The sequence below is a fragment of the Enterovibrio baiacu genome (assembly GCF_004120195.1).
Lineage (GTDB): Bacteria > Pseudomonadota > Gammaproteobacteria > Enterobacterales > Vibrionaceae > Enterovibrio > Enterovibrio baiacui.
The window spans coordinates 140,824-157,858 of record NZ_SCHN01000006.1; the positions used below are offsets into that span (position 1 = coordinate 140,824).

A 17,035-nucleotide genomic window follows, 5' to 3' on the forward strand; every position below is an offset into this window, starting at 1 on the left:
GCGGGTTTAACGTGGCTTTTTACTTGAAAACAAGTGATCGAGCTTCTGCTCGTAATCGTGATAACCCAGATAGTCGTATAGGGCTTCACGCGTTTGCATGGCATCAACAACGTTGCGCTGATGGCCATCCGCCAAAACATGCTGATACACATTGAGCGCAGCTTGGTTCATGGCGCGAAAAGCCGAGAGCGGGTAAAGCACCAAATCCACGCCCACGTCGGCGAGCTCTTGTTTTGAAAACAGCGGGGTTTGGCCAAATTCGGTGATATTGGCAAGCACAGGCACGTTTAACGCTTCCGTAAAGCACTGGTACTGTTCAAGCGTGTTAACCGCTTCGGGGAAGATCATGTCTGCGCCTGCTTCAACAAACGCCTGTGCCCTTTCAAGCGCAGCTTCCATGCCATCAACAGCAAGTGCATCGGTGCGCGCCATCACGACAAAGTTTTCATCGTGCCTCGCGTCAACAGCCGCCTTCACGCGATCGACCATTTCTTGCTGGCTCACAATGGCTTTGTTAGGGCGATGACCGCAGCGTTTTTGTGCCACCTGATCTTCAATGTGAACTGCCGCCACGCCTGCACGTTCCATTTCTCGAATGGTACGCGCAATACTAAATGCGCCCCCAAACCCCGTATCGATGTCCACCAGCAGCGGCAGTGAAGAGGCATCGGTAATACGTCGCGCATCTTCAAGCACATCGTTTAGCGTGGTCACTCCCAGATCGGGTAAACCAAATGAGGCATTGGCGACGCCGCCGCCAGAAAGGTAAATGGCTTGATGCCCAACCTGCTCTGCCAACATCGCACAGTAAGCATTGATGGTTCCCATAACTTGCAGCGGTTGATTAGATACAACCGCATCACGAAACTTTTTCCCTGCGCTCATGATGCTTTCCCTTTCGTGGCATGAATGAGTGTCGATTATTGTTGTCGACGATGAATTTGTTCAGCTTCAAGATGTTTGGCAGCGAGCTGCCCACTGCGACGGATGTGGCGTCGCATCAGCATTTCTGCCAGCTCCGCATCACGCTCTTCCAGCGCATCTAAGATCTGAAGGTGCTCGTTTAACGCGTTCTCAGGACGAGACGCAGTGCGCGTAGATTGCGTGCGATACATGCGCACAAGGTGATAAAGCTCATCACATAACAAACCAATCAATTTGCTGTTACGACTCGCTTGGATAATGAGGTAATGGAAATCAAAGTCACCTTGCTGATGAAAATACGTTGCCCCATCAACATGGTCGATATGCTGCTCATGTCGTTTAAGCAACTGTCTAAGTGATTCAATCTCAGTTTGCGTGATATTGGCGCATGCTTGGCGAATTGCCATACCTTCTAACGCTTCTCGTACCGCATAGATTTCCGCAAGTTGAGCAGCACTGATGGTCACAACCCGCGCTCCAACATGCGGCACACGTTCAACCAACCCCATGCTTTCCAGTCGCATCATGGCTTCACGTAAGGGGCCACGGCTAACGCCCAACTCGCGAGATAATTCAGGTTCCGAAATTTTCATTCCAGAGGCGAATTTGCCGAGCACGATGGCTTCGATGAGCCACTCCGTTATCCCTTCTGACTTGGTGACATCTTTCAATCTGCAACCCTCTTCATGTCGACACGTTTTGTTAACACTGCGTCGCATTGAAATGCATTCTGTCGACAATGTGTCAATATTGAGCAATTATTGATCGATATTTACGGATTTACAAACAATATTGTCGACAATAATGTTAGACATTAGTCTACATCGCATTAACATTCGCGCATTATTTGAACGCACATAATTGATGAATTCTTCTTTCAAACAGCAAGTGAAACTGTGAATCGCTACCAAGACAGTGAAGCTTTTCCCTCCAGATACTGAGTAGAGATCTAAATCTGATCATTTTCGACATGTCTCATTCTTGAAACTTCTCTACTTTATTAGAAGCGCGATTTAAGTAGCGCTTTTTAAATACTAATCAATAAGTAATTTATTTTTCGAGGGATAGAACAATGGATGTATCACGCAAGAGCAAAGGGTTCACGCTGTCGGCAGTTGCCGTCGCGTGTATGTTTGCTTTCAACGCGCAAGCTGCAACCGACTGTACGAACATCGAAACATGGCAAGCAGATAAAGCTTACGGTGGCGGCTCAAAAGTTCAGCAGAATGACAAGGTTTACACCGCGAATTGGTGGACAATGGGCAACAGCCCTGCAACGTCGTCTGGTGACTACAAAGAGTGGAAACAAATTGATGTTTGCGACAATGGCACCACACCACCAGATAATCAGGCGCCCACCGTTTCACTTGACGCACCAACAGCCGCTGACAAAGTCACTGCTGGTGATGTCGTTACCCTTCGTGCCTCTGCTGCCGATGCTGATGGTTCAGTCGCGGATGTTGAGTTCTTCGTAGATGGTGTATCTATCGCGAAAGATGCTTCTTCGCCTTACACCGCCTCTTGGACTGCTGCGGAAGGTGTACATTCCATTGTTGTTAAAGCAAAAGACGACAAAGGCGCAGTGACTGAGAGTTCTGCATTGAGCCTGACCGTTGCTACTGATGTCGTCATCCCTGACAATGAAGCACCAACCGTTTCACTGGCAGTGTCTTCTGCCGCTGTGGATCAAGGTGCCACTGTGACGCTAAGCGCTGATGCAGCAGATGCTGACGGCTCTGTAGCAAGCGTTGATTTTTATGCCGCCGGTCAGTTGATTGGTTCAGCCAATGCTGCGCCGTATACGCTTGATTGGGTTGCCAACAAAGCAGGCACCATCGCTCTGTATGCGAAAGCGACGGATGACAAAGGCGCATCAACCGATTCAAGCGCTGTTTCAGTGCAAGTCACTGGTGCACCAACCGTGTCTAACTGTCGTCCAGAAGGTCTTTACCAAACACCTGGTGTAAACGTGCCTTACTGTACGATTTACGACGCAGATGGCCGTGAAGACATGGGAGCTGACCACCCACGCCGTATTATCGGTTACTTCACAAGCTGGCGTTCAGGTGATGACCCGCAAGCACAATACCTTGTTAAAGACATTCCTTGGGAACAACTGACGCACATTAACTACGCCTTCGTGAGCATTGGCGCTGACGGTAAAGTGAACGTGGGTAACGTTAACGATCCAAACAACGCCGCGACAGGTAAAGAGTGGCCGGGTGTGGAAGTCGATCCTGCATTGGGCTTCAAAGGTCACTTTGGTGCACTGGCAACGTACAAACAAAAACACGACGTTAAGACACTGATTTCGATCGGTGGTTGGGCGGAAACTGGCGGCCACTTTGCTGAAAATGGCGACCGTATTGCTGACGGTGGCTTCTACTCGATGACCACAAACCCGGATGGTTCAATTAACCATGCGGGCATCGAGAAGTTCGCAGACTCTGCCGTAGAAATGATCCGTACCTACAAGTTTGATGGTATCGACATCGACTACGAATACCCAACCTCAATGGCAGGTGCGGGTAACCCTGACGACAAAGCGTTCATGGAACCACTTCGTCCATACCTATGGGCGTCTTACCAAGAACTGATGCGCGTGCTACGTGAGAAAATCGACATCGCGTCTGAAAAAGACGGTGTTCACTACATGCTGACCATCGCATCACCGTCTTCGGGCTACTTGCTACGTGGTATGGAAACATTCGATGTCACTAAGTACCTCGATTACGTCAACATCATGTCTTACGACTTACACGGTGCATGGAATGACCACGTTGGTCACAACGCTGCATTGTTCGACACAGGTAAAGACTCTGAGCTAGAAGCATGGAACGTATACGGCACCAGCCAATACGGCGGCATGGGCTACCTCAACACTGACTGGGCTTACCATTACTTCCGCGGCTCAATGCCAGCAGGTCGTATCAACATTGGTGTTCCTTACTACACCCGTGGTTGGCAAGGTGTAACAGGCGGTGAAAACGGTCTGTGGGGTAAAGCTGCCCTGCCTAACCAAGCGGAATGTGCCCCAGGCACAGGCGAAGGTGAGAAGAACAACTGTGGTAACGGTGCTATCGGTATCGATAACATGTGGCACGACAAGAACTCACTCGGCGAAGAAATGGGTGCAGGTTCTAACCCAATGTGGCACGCGAAGAACCTTGAAAATGGCGTCTTCGGTTCGTATGCAACGGCGTATCAGCTAGACCCAGCAAACGATCCGTCTGACGTGCTAACAGGTACTTATGCACGTAATTACGATGCAGTGGCTGTTGCACCTTGGTTGTGGAACGCAGAGAAGAAAGTCTTCCTGTCTACAGAAGATGTCGACTCTGTGTCTGTGAAGTCGGATTACATCATCGACAAAGGCATCGGCGGTATCATGTTCTGGGAGCTTGCGGGTGACTACAACTGTTACGTGTTTGATGCTAACGGCAACCGTTCAACCACCATTGATAAAACTGAAGTGGCTTGTCAAACCGGTAACGGTGAGTTCCACATGGGTAACAGCATGACCAAAGCGATCTACGACAAGTTCGCCGCGGCAACACCTTATGGTAACAAGCTGTCTGAAACTGCGATGCCTGAACAAGCAGTCGACATTGCTGTGAGCGTGGGTGGCTTCAAAGTGGGTGACCAAAACTACCCAATTAACCCGAAAATTACCTTCACCAACAACACAGGTACTGACTTACCTGGTGGCACGGAATTCCAGTTCGATATTCCAACCTCAGCACCAGATAATGCCAAAGACCAAAGTGGCGGTGGTTTGAAAGTGATTGCGTCTGGTCACACTAAATCAAACAACATTGGCGGCCTTGAGGGTGCAATGCACCGTGCAGCTTTCTCGCTACCAGCATGGAAATCGCTGCCAGCGGGTGAAAGCTACGAATTGGATATGGTTTACTACCTCCCAATCTCTGGCCCAGCTAACTACACGGTTAACATTAACGGCGTAGATTATGCGTTCGCGTTTGAGTACAGCGATTTGCCTCTGGCTGACCTGTCAAAGCCTACTGACCCAACAGATCCTGAGAATCCAAACCCAGGTACCTGTGACACCACTGGCTTGAATGTGTATCCAAACTGGCCACAAACGGATTGGCAAGGTACCCCTACCCATGCGGGCGCAGGTGACCAAATCGTTCATGACGGTAAAGTGTACAAAGCGAACTGGTGGACATCGTCTGTTCCAGGAAGCGATGGCAGCTGGTCTGTTGTGTGTGGCTAAGCGAAGCTAGAAACTAGAAACTAGAAACTAGAAACTAAAAGCTAGAAGCTAGAAGCTAGAAGCTAGAAGCTAGAAGCTAGAAGCTAGAAGCTAGAAGCTAGAAGCTAGAAGCTAGAAGCTAGAAGCTAGAAGCTAGAAGCTAGAAAAAGTGTAAATCAGAGCCAACCCATTGTGGGTTGGCTTTTTTCGTTAGAACAGCCGCAAGCCAATACTAAACATCAAGCGATGCAACTCAGGATCCTTATTCACAAGGTCTTTGACAACGTTGTATTCAACGCCGACAAACGCCAGTTCATCGATGCTAAAACGCAACCCTGCGCTACCCATGACCCCAGCACCAAGCTTGTCTTGTCCTGCGGTTGGATTTAAATCACCAATGGTGGCACCCGTTTCCAGATATAGCTCTGGCAACCATATTTTCTGCGTATTAAGTTCTAAGCCAAACCCTGCCGATCCCGCCTTAACAGGTTTGCTTATTTCAGCCCTACCCATGCCATACAACCTAAGTTTGTTGCCTAACAGCGAATAGAACTGATGGCGATAACGAAAGTCCAATCCAACCGCCCCTTGTCCCGCTTGATCGTCGGCAGAGGTTGCGCCTGTTGTATTGATACCAAGCACCAACGCATTGGTCTTTATCCAAGACGCAAGCGCATTTGGGCTTTCCCAAATCAGCCCAAATCCACCCGCACTGCCTTGACCCGAGGCATCAAGCATCTGTTTCACAAATGCTGTACATTGCAGGCCAAACAGGTTGTATTTCGGCCTATCCTTGCAGGTTTTCACGGCAAATTTGTACGCTGCATTAAATTGCTCAGCGGTCAGCTCAAATGTTTGTCTGGCGGGGTTATTCTTGTTGTGACTTGTTATGTCGGGATGATGCACACAGCCGTCAACATCGGCTTTCATATCGCTCGCGTCATACCCTTCTTTTGGCCAAAAGCCGTATGTCCACAAATTCCCTTTATCATCTTGTAGCCTAACCCAAGCATGACCCACTTTGTGCGTCGCGGGTAGGAGCAAAAATGGGCCTTCTTTATCCGCATATGCCGTAATAGAAAATTTGCCATTTCCCGTGGTATTACCGTCTTTTTCAGAGCAGTTTTTTGCGCAGTCTGCTTCGCTCAAAAACTGCGTTGTCGTTCGCCCCGCTTGTGATTGCTGCACCACGTGTGTGAGCTCGTGCGCCAGTGTTTTGCGCCCCGATGAATGATGAGGTTGGAATTCCCCGCGGTTAAACACAATGTTATTTCCCACGGTGTACGCTCTGGCATTTAAATCAGAGGCTTTGCTCGCGGCGCGTGAGTCGGTATGAAGACGGACATGCGAAAAGTCATAACCAAATCGCTGCTCCATATCTTGTTTAAGGGGGGCATCTAAGGGCATCCCACCACCGGGAATAATACTTTGGAGGTTGTTCGGGATGTGCGGTTTTGAAAGGCGAGCCGTATTTCGAAAAGGCTTAGCTCCAGTGAGTTTTTTCTGACAGGCAAGGCACGGTGCAGCGGCTGGTGAGCGCGTCACCTGCTCCGCCACCGCATCTGCTTCCCGCTCCGCGCTTTTTGAATTCAGTGTCTCTTTGCTGATCATTTGAATACGAATCGGCGACGCTTCTATTTCCCGCCGACCCAACGATGATTGAAAGCAGGCTGCTATTGATGCGTCACTTTCATGCTGATTATGATATGGAACCCTTGCGTTATGTTGCCTTTCCAACATGGCGCTTCGCGTACCTCGAGAGGCTAAAGAAAAGCCATGCTTCAACGCAGGCTCTCCCCCACACTTATGACAATTCGCATACATGGGTTACTTCCTCACGGTTGCTGTGATTCAGTTCATCTGTTTCACATCGTGCTGTTACCCTAGTTGAACCGCATGAAGAAAGGCTTCTGATTTCTCGTAATTCACAGGACTTAATACAATCCCATTAAATATCCTGACACCCGAAAACACTTTAGGGATATTGATCCTATGCAGTAGGATTTTTCATACAAACGCGCTGCTCTTTTTTGCTTGAGCGTCGTATCATAGTCACAGATCTGCTAGCAACGACATGTTGCCTCTTCTTTCTTCTTTTCGTGAAGGTTCCATGATTTATAAACTTTTTGAACGGGTCACCGCCGCGTTCCCTCAATCTGAAACGGAGCAACCGCCCAACAGCTTGCTGGCGTTTTGTCGTCACTACACAAAGGGGTTTGAACGCCCACTGATCGCGATGTCAGTATTGACCGCGTTGATCGCCGTGGCGGAAGTGTCTCTGTTCGGTTTTATGGGGCAAATGGTGGACTGGCTCACCAGCCAAAACCCAGAGACCTTTTTAGAGCAAGAAGGCTCAACCCTTATTGGCATGGGCTTACTCGTCCTTGTCGGCATGCCGTTGCTCGTCACGCTGCATTCTCTCGTGTTGCACCAGTCGCTGCTTGGCAACTATCCCATGTCGATTCGTTGGTTAGCGCACCGCTATTTGCTCAAGCAAAGCATTAGCTTTTACCAAAACGATTTTGCAGGCCGCATCGCGACCAAAGTGATGCAAACAGCGCTTTCGATCCGCGAAACCGTAATGAAGCTGTTGGATGTCGCGGTTTACATCAGTGTCTACTTCACGTCCATGTTGGTCATGGTTGGGCAAGCCGATATTCGCTTGATGATCCCACTGTTAATTTGGCTGTTGGCGTATATCGGCATTCAAATGTACTTCGTGCCTCGCTTGAAAGCGGTATCAACAGAGCAAGCCGATGCCCGATCACTCATGACAGGACGCATTGTCGACAGCTACACCAACATCGCGACCGTTAAACTGTTTTCACACACTGACCGAGAGACGGAATACGCAGAAGAAGGCATGAATACCTTCCTTGATACCGTGCACCGTCAAATGCGATTAGCAACAGGGTTTAACATTGCCGTTGAGATCATCAACTACACCTTGGTGTTCTCTATTGCTGCTATCTCAATTTGGCTTTGGTTAGGTTCTGCAATTAGCGTGGGAGCAATTGCGATTGCCGTCAGTTTGGCGCTTCGTATAAACGGCATGTCGAAATGGATCATGTGGGAAATCGGCTCGCTGTTTGAAAACATCGGTACGGTGGTAGACGGCATGTCCACCTTATCTAAGCCAGTTGAAGTTAGCGATAAAGCAAACGCACCCGCATTAGACGTACCAAAAGGCGAAATCTCATTTGATGATGTGCGCTTCCACTACGGTGAAGGCAAAGGCGTGATTGAGAAGTTGAACCTCAACATCAAACCGGGTGAAAAAGTGGGGTTGGTAGGCCGCTCTGGGGCTGGTAAATCAACCCTAGTGAACCTTCTGATGCGTTTTCACGATGTAGAAGGCGGCAATATTCGCATTGATGGACAGAACATTTCTGAAGTCACCCAAGACTCGCTCCGCGCCAATATAGGCATGGTGACACAAGATACGTCGTTATTGCACCGCTCGATCCGCGATAACATTCTGTATGGCAACCCAGATGCGGGTGAAGAGGCAATGCGAGACGCCAGCCGACGCGCACAAGCTCATGAATTCATCGAAACCTTGTCAGACCCGCACGGCAACACAGGCTACGACTCTCAAGTGGGTGAGCGTGGTGTGAAATTGTCAGGCGGTCAGCGTCAACGCGTCGCGATTTCCCGCGTATTGCTGAAAGATGCCCCGATTCTGATCTTGGATGAAGCCACCTCCGCACTGGATTCAGAAGTGGAAGCGGCCATTCAAGAAAGTTTGTATCAGTTGATGGAAGGCAAAACCGTGATTGCCATTGCACACCGTTTGTCGACGATTGCGGCAATGGACCGCTTGATCGTGCTTGATAACGGTGAAATCGCCGAAGAAGGCACACACCAAGAACTTATCGCCAGTGGCGGCATTTATGCTCAGCTATGGCAGCATCAAACGGGCGGGTTCATCGGTGACTAGGTAGCAACTGTTCGCGGAGCGGGTAATGAGAGAACCCGAACATTGCGAGATGTGTGTTCTTCCTTCAAAAGAGGGGCTTAATGCGCCTCTTTTTTGTGTCTCAAAAAGCACAGATGTCGCAACAAAGGAATTCCTCTCCTACGCTTAGCTAGTAGAAATTGACCCAATGAGGAAAATGATATGCAACTTGCTAAGACCGCAACGAAAATCCTTTGTACGTCTCTCCTTTCTTTCGGCCTTATCGCTTGTTCTGGCCACGACCCAGTGCCTGAGAGCAAATGCGGTGAGGTAGTAAAACATGCACAGAAAGTGCTGGGTGCAATGGCACCGAGTGCAGGTGAACTCATGAGCCAATGTAAAGCGGCGGATGACAGCGCACGTGGCTGTGTCATGGCTGCGACCAAAAAAGGTGCGCTCGCGCAGTGCTTGTAATCTTGCTCAATACAACGCGTTAACCAAAACAAATTGAAAAGCTGTTTCTCTAACAATGTTGTGCTGGCGTATACTGCCCCCAAATAAAATTTGGAGCTATGTATGCGCACTTCAACACTTGTGGGCATTAAAGTAGGGCTAATCCTTCTACTTGCATTTATCGCCTTGATGGGTCAAACCAGCAATGCGCCTTATTCAGAATGGTTGAATGATGCCTTTATGGGCGTGGCATTTACATTCGCTTGGGGTCTTGGCGCACCAGAAATGCTGGCGTATGTGTTGTCAGTTTTGGTTTTTGCTGCAATTTTTGGCTGTGGTTTTGTCATTGGTCAGAAGTTTTCGAGAAAGCTCGACCACTAACAGATCATCAAAAAAAACGAGGGCATCTGCCCTCGTTTTTTTATTTATGTCATCCCTTCAGGTGTTAACGCTCTTTCTCGTAAGGCCGCCCAATCGCTTTCGGCGCAACCGCTTTACCGATAAAGCCAGCCAACAACACCACCGTTAACACGTAAGGCAATGCCGAGAACACCTGTGTAGGAAGCACACCTATCAGCGGAATATCGACACCTTGCATGCGCGTTTCCAGCGCCGATAGGAAGCCAAACAGTAAACACGCCAACAGCGCGTTGCGGGGTTGCCATTTACCAAAGATAACGGCAGCCAACGCGATGTAGCCCTGCCCTGCGGTCATTTCTTTGCCAAACGCAGCATTTTGCGCAGTCGACAAATACGCCCCAGCAAGGCCACAAAGTAAGCCTGCAATCAGCACCGCCCGATACCGTAACCAAACAACAGAAATACCCGCCGTATCAATCGCATTCGGCTCTTCGCCCACAGCACGTAAGCGCAAGCCAAAGCGTGTACGGAACAATACCCACCACGTCAAAATCGCAGCGACAAACGCCAGATAGACGAGAATGTTATGCCCTGAAATCACATCACGGTACAAAGGCCCTAGGTATGGAACAGTGTCACCAAGCCATTCTGCGCCAGGTAGCTCAGAAGGCAGAAAACGTTGTTCGCTGTGCAAGGTCGGCGTTTGACCCCCACGCTCAAACCACGCGTGACCGAGGGTTATCGTCATCCCTGAGGCAAAGAAATTCACCGCCAGACCAGAGATGATTTGGTCACCTTTTTGGGTGATCGAGGCATATCCGTGCACCAACGCCAGTAGCATCGATCCTAAAACAGCCGCGAACAAGCCAAGCCATGGGTTTCCCGTCACATAAGAAACCGCCGCCGCGACAAACGCGGAAAACAGCATTTTCCCTTCGAGGCCAATATCAACCACGCCAGCACGCTCAGAGAAAATCCCTGCCATTGCCGCAAAAATAAGCGGTACCGCAAGGCGAAGTGTCGAGTCAGCAGAGGAGAGTAGCCAGTTAAACAGTTCCATTTGCTGCCTCCTTGTCATTCGAACGACGGCGAGAGAAGAAGCCTTCCACCGGTTTGCGGATCATTCTGTCCAACGCCCCCGTGAAGAAAATCACGAGGCCCTGAATCACCATGATCAGCTCTGGGTTCAAGCTTGGCATCTCAAACTGCAGCTCAGTGCCCCCTTGGTAAAGCGCACCAAAAAGCAACGCCGCCACAATGATGCCGAAGGGGTGATTACGCCCCATCAAGGCCACGGCAATACCAATGAAACCAAAGCCGCCCGTGAAGTTCAGTATCAAGCGGTTTTGCGCACCAAAAACTTCATTGACGGCCATCAAGCCTGCCAACGCACCAGATATTGTCATTGCAATAATGATGATCTTCTTGGCATCGATACCCGCATATTCCGCCGCATCAGCATTTTGCCCCACCACGCGAATGGCATAACCAAGGCGGGTTCTAAACAGCATCAACCACACAAGATAGGCAACGATTAACGCAAGAATAATGGAAGGGTTCAGCAGCGAAAATGGCAGTTCATAGCCCCAACTGCTTGCCAGCTCATAGAGCTTGGGGAACACCGCTTCTGGGTTGAAATAACGGGAATCCGTTGAGTTACCGCCGTACTTGGCAATGTGCTCAACCAAAGCGTACCCCATGACAGAGAATGCAATGAAGTTGAACATAATGGTGGTCACCACAATGTGAGAGCCACGCTTGGCTTGCAAATAACCCGGAATCGCCCCCCAAAGCGCACCAAATGCCGCCGAAACAATAATTGCGAGAGGCGCCATCAACCAAACAGAGAGCGTATCATCCAGCACCAGCATGAGAATACCGATGCCTAAACCCGCAATGTAAGCCTGCCCTTCACCACCGATATTGAATAAACCCGCATGGAAAGCGACGGCAACAGCAAGGCCAGTAAACACAAAGTTGGTTGCGTAATACAAGGTATTGTTAAGACCACCGTATTCAAGGTTGGTCGCCCCTTGAATCATCACACTAAAGGCTGCGGTCGGGCTCTCTCCAACCAGCAATACCACCAAGCTTGAAATGACGAGCGCGACGGTAAGCTGAATCAGAGGAACTAAAAATGTTTTCACCCACGTTGGGGCGCCTTCTTGTGGTTGGCTCATTCCTCGCCCTCCTGCTGTGCCGCGTTCGCCATCAATTTACCCAGATCGCGTTCATCAATGTCTTTCGCAATCACGTCACCCGTGATCTCACCGTCCACCAGAACAATGATGCGATCAGACAGCGACATGATTTCTTCTAATTCGGTTGAAACCAGCAAAATCGCCGCGCCTTTGTCACGCGCTTCAATCAAGTTGCGATGAATAAATTCAATCGCGCCAATATCCACACCACGCGTTGGTTGCCCCACCAAGAGCACATCTGGTTCGCGCAACATCTCTCGGGCGATAATGAGTTTTTGCTGGTTACCGCCAGAGAAGTTGGCAGATTTTAAATGCGGGTCAGCAGGACGCACATCGTATTGCGTCATCATGTGTCGCGTCGCGTCTTCAATCGCCGCAGGGTTCAGTAAACCTTTACCGTAAGCAATGTCATGTTGAAAGCCCAAAATCGCGCTTTCAGACGCAGGCATTGCCTTGACCAACCCTTGGCGGATGCGATCTTCTGGAATGTGCCCCACACCTAGCGCACGCATTTTTGCGGCGTCGCGTTTCACCGTTGGCGTAAACAGTGTTTTTCCTTTGCTGGTCGATACAGCAAATTCGCCATGCTGCGGAACCATCACGCCAGAAAGCACGGATAAGAGTTCAGATTGACCATTGCCAGACACGCCCGCGACACCCAAGATCTCGCCAGCACGCAATTCAAAATTCAGGGATTTCAGTCGCTCGACACCGCGGCTGTCTTTCCACGACACATCTTGCACAGACAGACGCGTATCACCCGGTGTGGCATCGCTTTTATCCACGCTCAATAACACTTTGCGCCCCACCATCAACTCGGCGAGTTCATCCACATTGGTGTTCGCCGTTTCACGGTGCGCAACCATGGTGCCTTGACGCATCACGGAAACAGAATCCGTGATCGCCATGATTTCTTTTAGCTTGTGCGTGATAAGAATAATGGTGACACCCTGCGCTTTCAGGGTGTTGAGAATATCGAAGAATTGCTCCGTTTCTTGCGGCGTGAGAACCCCTGTCGGTTCATCCAGAATAAGAATGCGCGCGCCGCGATAGAAGGCTTTGAGGATTTCGACACGTTGCTGAAGGCCAACCGCCAGTTCGCCCACAATGGCATCGAGATCAACCGTTAGGCCATAATCTTCCTCGATTTTTTCCAACGCAGTACGGGCGGTTTTCGTCGCCACATTCAGCATGCTGTGGCCTTCTGCCCCCAGCATCACATTTTCGAGTACAGAGAAGGTTTCCACCAACATGAAGTGCTGGTGAACCATGCCGATGCCATGAGAGATCGCATCTTGTGAATTGCGGATATTGACGGTTTCACCGTTGACTTCGATGGTGCCTGAATCGGCTTGATAGAAGCCATAGAGGATCGACATTAAAGTCGACTTACCAGCACCGTTTTCTCCAACAATGCCGTGAATGGTGCCTGGCATTACCGATAGATCGATGTCTTTATTTGCGTGAACCGCGCCAAACCGTTTGTTGATTCCACGCAGTTGGATTGCGGGATGTGTCATGCCTACTCCTTGGCATTAAGAAAGGTACATCAGGGCGAAGCGACAGAATGCGCGTTATCCGTAGTGAGTACGAATCAGATCTATCAGACACATTTCTCGCATTGCTTCACCGATTTTGCGGCACAAAGCAAATCGCCCCCTGACAAGCAATTAAGCACGTTCAGGGGGCGAACTTTTAGCGATTAATACTCACAAGAATCCGTGCTGAAGTAATCGTGCACCACGATCTTGCCAGCGATGATGTCATCTCGGATTTGCTTCACGCGTGTTTCCATTTCTGGCGTAACGAGTGATTTGTTGTACTCATCCAGCGCCCAATCAACACCGCCTTCTTTCAAACCTAGCGCTTGAAGACCCGGAGTGAACTCGCCCGCTTTCGCATCGTTGAACGCGTCTTGAACCGCCACGTCAACACGCTTAACCATGGAGGTCAGCATCACGCCTGGGTGCAGGTAGTTTTGGTTTGAATCCACGCCGATCGCGTATTTGCTTTCATCAACGGCAGCTTGGTAAACACCAACGCCTGTACCACCCGCTGCGGCATACACCACATCAACGCCTTTATCGAACTGAGATTTTGCCAGCTCTGCGCCTTTGGTTGGGTTGTTCCATGCAGCAGGTGTTGAGCCTGTCATGTTCTGAATAACGTCAGCATCTGCGCTTTGGAATTTCGCACCTTGCTCATAACCACACGCAAATTTGCGGATCAGAGGGATGTCCATGCCGCCAACGAAGCCGACTTTGTCAGACTCACTTTTCATGACTGCCAGCGCGCCCACAAGGAACGAACCTTCATGTTCTTTAAAGACCACTGAACGCACGTTAGGTAGGTCAACCACGGCATCAATGATAACGAATTGTGTTTTCGGGAATTGCTTTGCGACTTTCTCTACGATCGGCGCTTGTTGGAAACCAACGGCAACAACCGGGCTAAAACCGCGTTGTGCCATACGCAGCATCGCTTGCTCACGCTGTGCTTCGTTGGTGATTTCAAACTCGCCATAGCTCACACCCGTGTCTTGCTTAAAGGCTTCTGCACCAGTGTATGCGGCTTGGTTGAATGATTTGTCGAACTTACCACCCATGTCAAAAATGACTGAAGGCTTAAAGGCTGCTGCGTGTGCTGATGCTGACACGATGCCAAGCGCGACTGCTGCGGCTAATGTGGTGATTGCTTTCATCCTTGCTACTCCGTCAATAGAGGTCCAATATTTCACCGAATTGTTAACATTAACATTTAAGCTACATTTCGAGCACTGTATATCGCGTCTCAATAGATGAAATCTTGAACACATTCACACACCCAAAGCATTTGCCGTATGGAAATCACTAAAAATCAGCGTGTTTCGCCATGATTTAGCGCTAAATCCAGCCAAACTAACCGATGATCGGAGGATGCAGAGGAAACCACACGCCCACTGTTATCAGAAATAAAACGGTATGTGTCAGAGGACGAACTCGGCCAAAACACCCCGCCATCCACCGCAACCAGATCATTAGATGGCAACACATAATCAAGTCGCAGCCCTCTTGCATGTGTTGCGCGGGATTTGTGTTTCGTATTAGACCCTGCAAGCGATTCAATCGACCCATCACTGGTTGGAATATGCCGCGGTAGGTGATTATTTTCAGGAGAAGCGGTCTGGGTGATCAAAGGCTTAATGCTTGGATGCGTTAGTAACCCTTGAATCACTTTCTTATCACCATCGCCGTTGGTGGGATCAGCATTGAGATCCCCCATCACAACAAAGGTATCGTCTTCCCCTAAACCACCCGTTTGCCCTGCGTCATCCACCAAATACGCTGCATTCTCAATGATGTCGCTCACCAAACGAAGCTCATCCGCGTTTCTGCGTAAGTTTCTGCGCTCTTTCCCATCAAAAACCGGCGGTGTGGGGTGACAGGCAACCACATGGATGATTTTCCCCTCGATGTGAATAGGCACAACAACGTGGTTCTTTGAAGATAAACGCAGCGCAGATTCCGTGTCTTTATCGAAGAAATGCTTCGGCATGCGATGGTTTGGCATGTCCGCCCATCGCAGTGATTGCCAACTACGAATATTGTCAGTGTCTATCGGATACTGGCTCAATACCACGAACCCATATTGCCCATGATGACGCCCAAAGCCGTGCGCTTTTTGAGGCGCTTTAGACACATCTGTACCTTGCTGAATAGCGAGCCCTGTGTTTGTTGGGGGTAAGTAGCAATAGGGGTAATGTATCGGTGATTCGCCCTGCTGGGATTTACCAAGGAAATGCTCAAGAAAGTACGCCAACATGCCGTCATCGCCACCTTCACCAAGGTGGTCAAATTCACACAACAAAAGCACGTCGGGGCCAACGTGTTGAATAATGGCCGCGAGGTTTTTACATCGCGCAGAAGTCCGAGCGTCAGATGTATCTTTGAGTGCCTCAAACATGTCACCGGCGTTGTCAGCAGACATGGCAACATTAAACGTCGCAAAGCGGTATGCGTTTGCACCTTTGTTTTCAGTGTCGGATGACAATACGAGAGAGGAAGAAAAGGAAGAAGACATGTAAATGAAGGCGACCAAAAAGAGTGAATACGCTGATAGTAGCGTATTCACCGCGGACAAGGCATATCGCCTTGCCATTTTTCGTGGTCACTCACCCATGGCCGATTGACTCGCTGCTTCTTTTGCCAAGATAGGGCAACCAAGAAACAGGGCATCAAAGACCTAAGAAGAAACGTGTACTTTTTCTTTCAATACCGAAGAAAGCGCGCGACGAATATTTTGCGCGTCAGGCTCTGCTCGGTGTGGTGCTGGCCCAAGTGCATCCAGCGCCGACAGGAAATCTTCCCGGCAAGCGCCCTCTTTGTCACGCAACCAATGCCCCACCTCTGTCAACGTGAAGGTTGGTCGCATGTGTGCCGCTTTGTATAACCGTCCAAGCCAAAACAAATCCCACTGGCTATCGCAAAGCACGTCATCGTAATAACACAGTGCATTGTTCAAATGCGTGCAAACATCTGACACCGAAACGCCTTGCGTGACCAATTGCTGGCGGCTAATGCCGTGGATTTCCTTTTCCGCGAATTCATCCCAGTACTGCCATCCCTCAGGGGACGAATCCGGGTTAATGATCAAACTAATACTGTTTCCATCGGGTAAGCTGTAACCAACTTCTATCGGATATGAAGCGTCTGACAATCCCGACGCTTCAAAATCGAGAGTAACCCACATATTATCGCTCCGTGATAATCTAGTGTATTCAAGAGACGCCTGAGGCTACAGCGGATCCAACCAAGAAATGACAACGGTGACCATCCGTTAGCTGCCCTGTCATTTTCTCTTCAAGTTGTCCGCACCTGTCCTCTTTCAGGCATAACCATATGCAACAACGGTACGACTACTGCTAAATGTAGTGATTCTTTACCAAGGTGACCGTCTTAACTTTGTTAGGCGTCACCATAAATTCGGCGTTTATCACTTTTTGGA

The 17,035-nt window shown here is 49.6% G+C and carries 13 protein-coding genes; 4 read left to right on the top strand and 9 right to left on the bottom strand.

Translation table 11 applies throughout. From position 1 onward, the window contains the following. Positions 1-6 precede the first annotated feature (6 nt). Positions 7-885, bottom strand: a complete 879-nt coding sequence (gene prpB, locus EQP46_RS03265; protein ID WP_129492287.1) for a methylisocitrate lyase — start codon at positions 883-885, stop codon at positions 7-9. A 35-nt stretch (positions 886-920) separates the two neighbouring features. After that, positions 921-1,643: a GntR family transcriptional regulator gene (locus tag EQP46_RS03270; protein ID WP_017012980.1), complete on the bottom strand. Its 723-nt coding sequence runs from the start codon at positions 1,641-1,643 to the stop codon at positions 921-923. Positions 1,644-1,996: 353 nt separating this feature from the next. On the opposite strand from EQP46_RS03270, the gene EQP46_RS03275 reads away from it, so the two are divergent. Continuing rightward, positions 1,997-5,161 (top strand): chitinase C-terminal domain-containing protein, encoded by a 3,165-nt coding sequence (locus EQP46_RS03275; protein ID WP_129492288.1) that lies wholly within the window; start codon positions 1,997-1,999, stop codon positions 5,159-5,161. A 189-nt stretch (positions 5,162-5,350) separates the two neighbouring features. Here the strand turns inward: EQP46_RS03275 and EQP46_RS03280 are convergent, their stop codons facing one another. Continuing rightward, positions 5,351-6,751: an eCIS core domain-containing protein gene (locus tag EQP46_RS03280; protein ID WP_240671634.1), complete on the bottom strand. Its 1,401-nt coding sequence runs from the start codon at positions 6,749-6,751 to the stop codon at positions 5,351-5,353. A 499-nt stretch (positions 6,752-7,250) separates the two neighbouring features. Here EQP46_RS03280 and EQP46_RS03285 point away from each other — a divergent pair, with 499 nt between their 5' ends. From EQP46_RS03285 to EQP46_RS03295, 3 genes are all read left to right on the top strand, one after another. After that, positions 7,251-9,080, top strand: a complete 1,830-nt coding sequence (locus EQP46_RS03285; RefSeq protein WP_129492290.1) for an ABC transporter ATP-binding protein — start codon at positions 7,251-7,253, stop codon at positions 9,078-9,080. A gap of 180 nt (positions 9,081-9,260) precedes the next feature. After that, complete coding sequence (locus tag EQP46_RS03290) at positions 9,261-9,512, top strand: hypothetical protein (RefSeq protein ID WP_017011148.1); 252 nt, start codon at positions 9,261-9,263, stop codon at positions 9,510-9,512. A 102-nt stretch (positions 9,513-9,614) separates the two neighbouring features. Beyond that, on the top strand, positions 9,615-9,872 hold the full coding sequence (locus tag EQP46_RS03295; RefSeq protein ID WP_129492291.1) for a hypothetical protein: 258 nt from the start codon (positions 9,615-9,617) through the stop codon (positions 9,870-9,872). 64 nt (positions 9,873-9,936) lie between these two features. Here the strand turns inward: EQP46_RS03295 and EQP46_RS03300 are convergent, their stop codons facing one another. From EQP46_RS03300 to EQP46_RS03325, 6 genes are all read right to left on the bottom strand, one after another. Next, complete coding sequence (locus tag EQP46_RS03300; RefSeq protein WP_129492292.1) at positions 9,937-10,911, bottom strand: ABC transporter permease; 975 nt, start codon at positions 10,909-10,911, stop codon at positions 9,937-9,939. After that, entirely contained in the window at positions 10,898-12,031 is a 1,134-nt protein-coding gene (locus EQP46_RS03305) for an ABC transporter permease (protein WP_129492293.1), read from the bottom strand. Before EQP46_RS03305 ends, EQP46_RS03300 begins: the two co-directional genes overlap by 14 nt. Further along, positions 12,028-13,572, bottom strand: coding sequence for an ABC transporter ATP-binding protein (locus EQP46_RS03310; protein ID WP_129492294.1), 1,545 nt, complete (start codon positions 13,570-13,572; stop codon positions 12,028-12,030). The genes EQP46_RS03305 and EQP46_RS03310 overlap by 4 nt, the downstream gene beginning before the upstream one ends. Before the next feature lie 182 nt (positions 13,573-13,754). Continuing rightward, a complete protein-coding gene (locus tag EQP46_RS03315; RefSeq protein ID WP_129492295.1) occupies positions 13,755-14,753 on the bottom strand; it encodes a BMP family lipoprotein in 999 nt (332 codons plus the stop codon). Between the two features lie 155 nt (positions 14,754-14,908). After that, the gene (locus EQP46_RS03320) at positions 14,909-16,171 is read right to left on the bottom strand and encodes an endonuclease/exonuclease/phosphatase family protein (protein ID WP_129492553.1); all 1,263 of its coding nucleotides are present in this window, start codon (positions 16,169-16,171) and stop codon (positions 14,909-14,911) included. Positions 16,172-16,273: 102 nt separating this feature from the next. After that, positions 16,274-16,780: a hypothetical protein gene (locus EQP46_RS03325; RefSeq protein ID WP_129492296.1), complete on the bottom strand. Its 507-nt coding sequence runs from the start codon at positions 16,778-16,780 to the stop codon at positions 16,274-16,276. Positions 16,781-17,035 lie beyond the last annotated feature (255 nt).

Bases quoted from the DNA above. Each gene is read 5' to 3' on its own strand.
- EQP46_RS03275 (WP_129492288.1), top strand. From the start codon at position 1,997: ATGGATGTATCACGCAAGAGCAAAGGGTTCACGCTGTCGGCAGTTGCC.
- EQP46_RS03325 (WP_129492296.1), bottom strand. From the start codon at position 16,780: ATGTGGGTTACTCTCGATTTTGAAGCGTCGGGATTGTCAGACGCTTCA.
- EQP46_RS03310 (WP_129492294.1), bottom strand. From the start codon at position 13,572: ATGACACATCCCGCAATCCAACTGCGTGGAATCAACAAACGGTTTGGC.
- EQP46_RS03315 (WP_129492295.1), bottom strand. From the start codon at position 14,753: ATGAAAGCAATCACCACATTAGCCGCAGCAGTCGCGCTTGGCATCGTG.
- EQP46_RS03285 (WP_129492290.1), top strand. From the start codon at position 7,251: ATGATTTATAAACTTTTTGAACGGGTCACCGCCGCGTTCCCTCAATCT.
- EQP46_RS03270 (WP_017012980.1), bottom strand. From the start codon at position 1,643: ATGCGACGCAGTGTTAACAAAACGTGTCGACATGAAGAGGGTTGCAGA.
- EQP46_RS03300 (WP_129492292.1), bottom strand. From the start codon at position 10,911: ATGGAACTGTTTAACTGGCTACTCTCCTCTGCTGACTCGACACTTCGC.
- EQP46_RS03280 (WP_240671634.1), bottom strand. From the start codon at position 6,751: ATGATCAGCAAAGAGACACTGAATTCAAAAAGCGCGGAGCGGGAAGCA.
- EQP46_RS03295 (WP_129492291.1), top strand. From the start codon at position 9,615: ATGCGCACTTCAACACTTGTGGGCATTAAAGTAGGGCTAATCCTTCTA.
- EQP46_RS03305 (WP_129492293.1), bottom strand. From the start codon at position 12,031: ATGAGCCAACCACAAGAAGGCGCCCCAACGTGGGTGAAAACATTTTTA.
- prpB (WP_129492287.1), bottom strand. From the start codon at position 885: ATGAGCGCAGGGAAAAAGTTTCGTGATGCGGTTGTATCTAATCAACCG.
- EQP46_RS03290 (WP_017011148.1), top strand. From the start codon at position 9,261: ATGCAACTTGCTAAGACCGCAACGAAAATCCTTTGTACGTCTCTCCTT.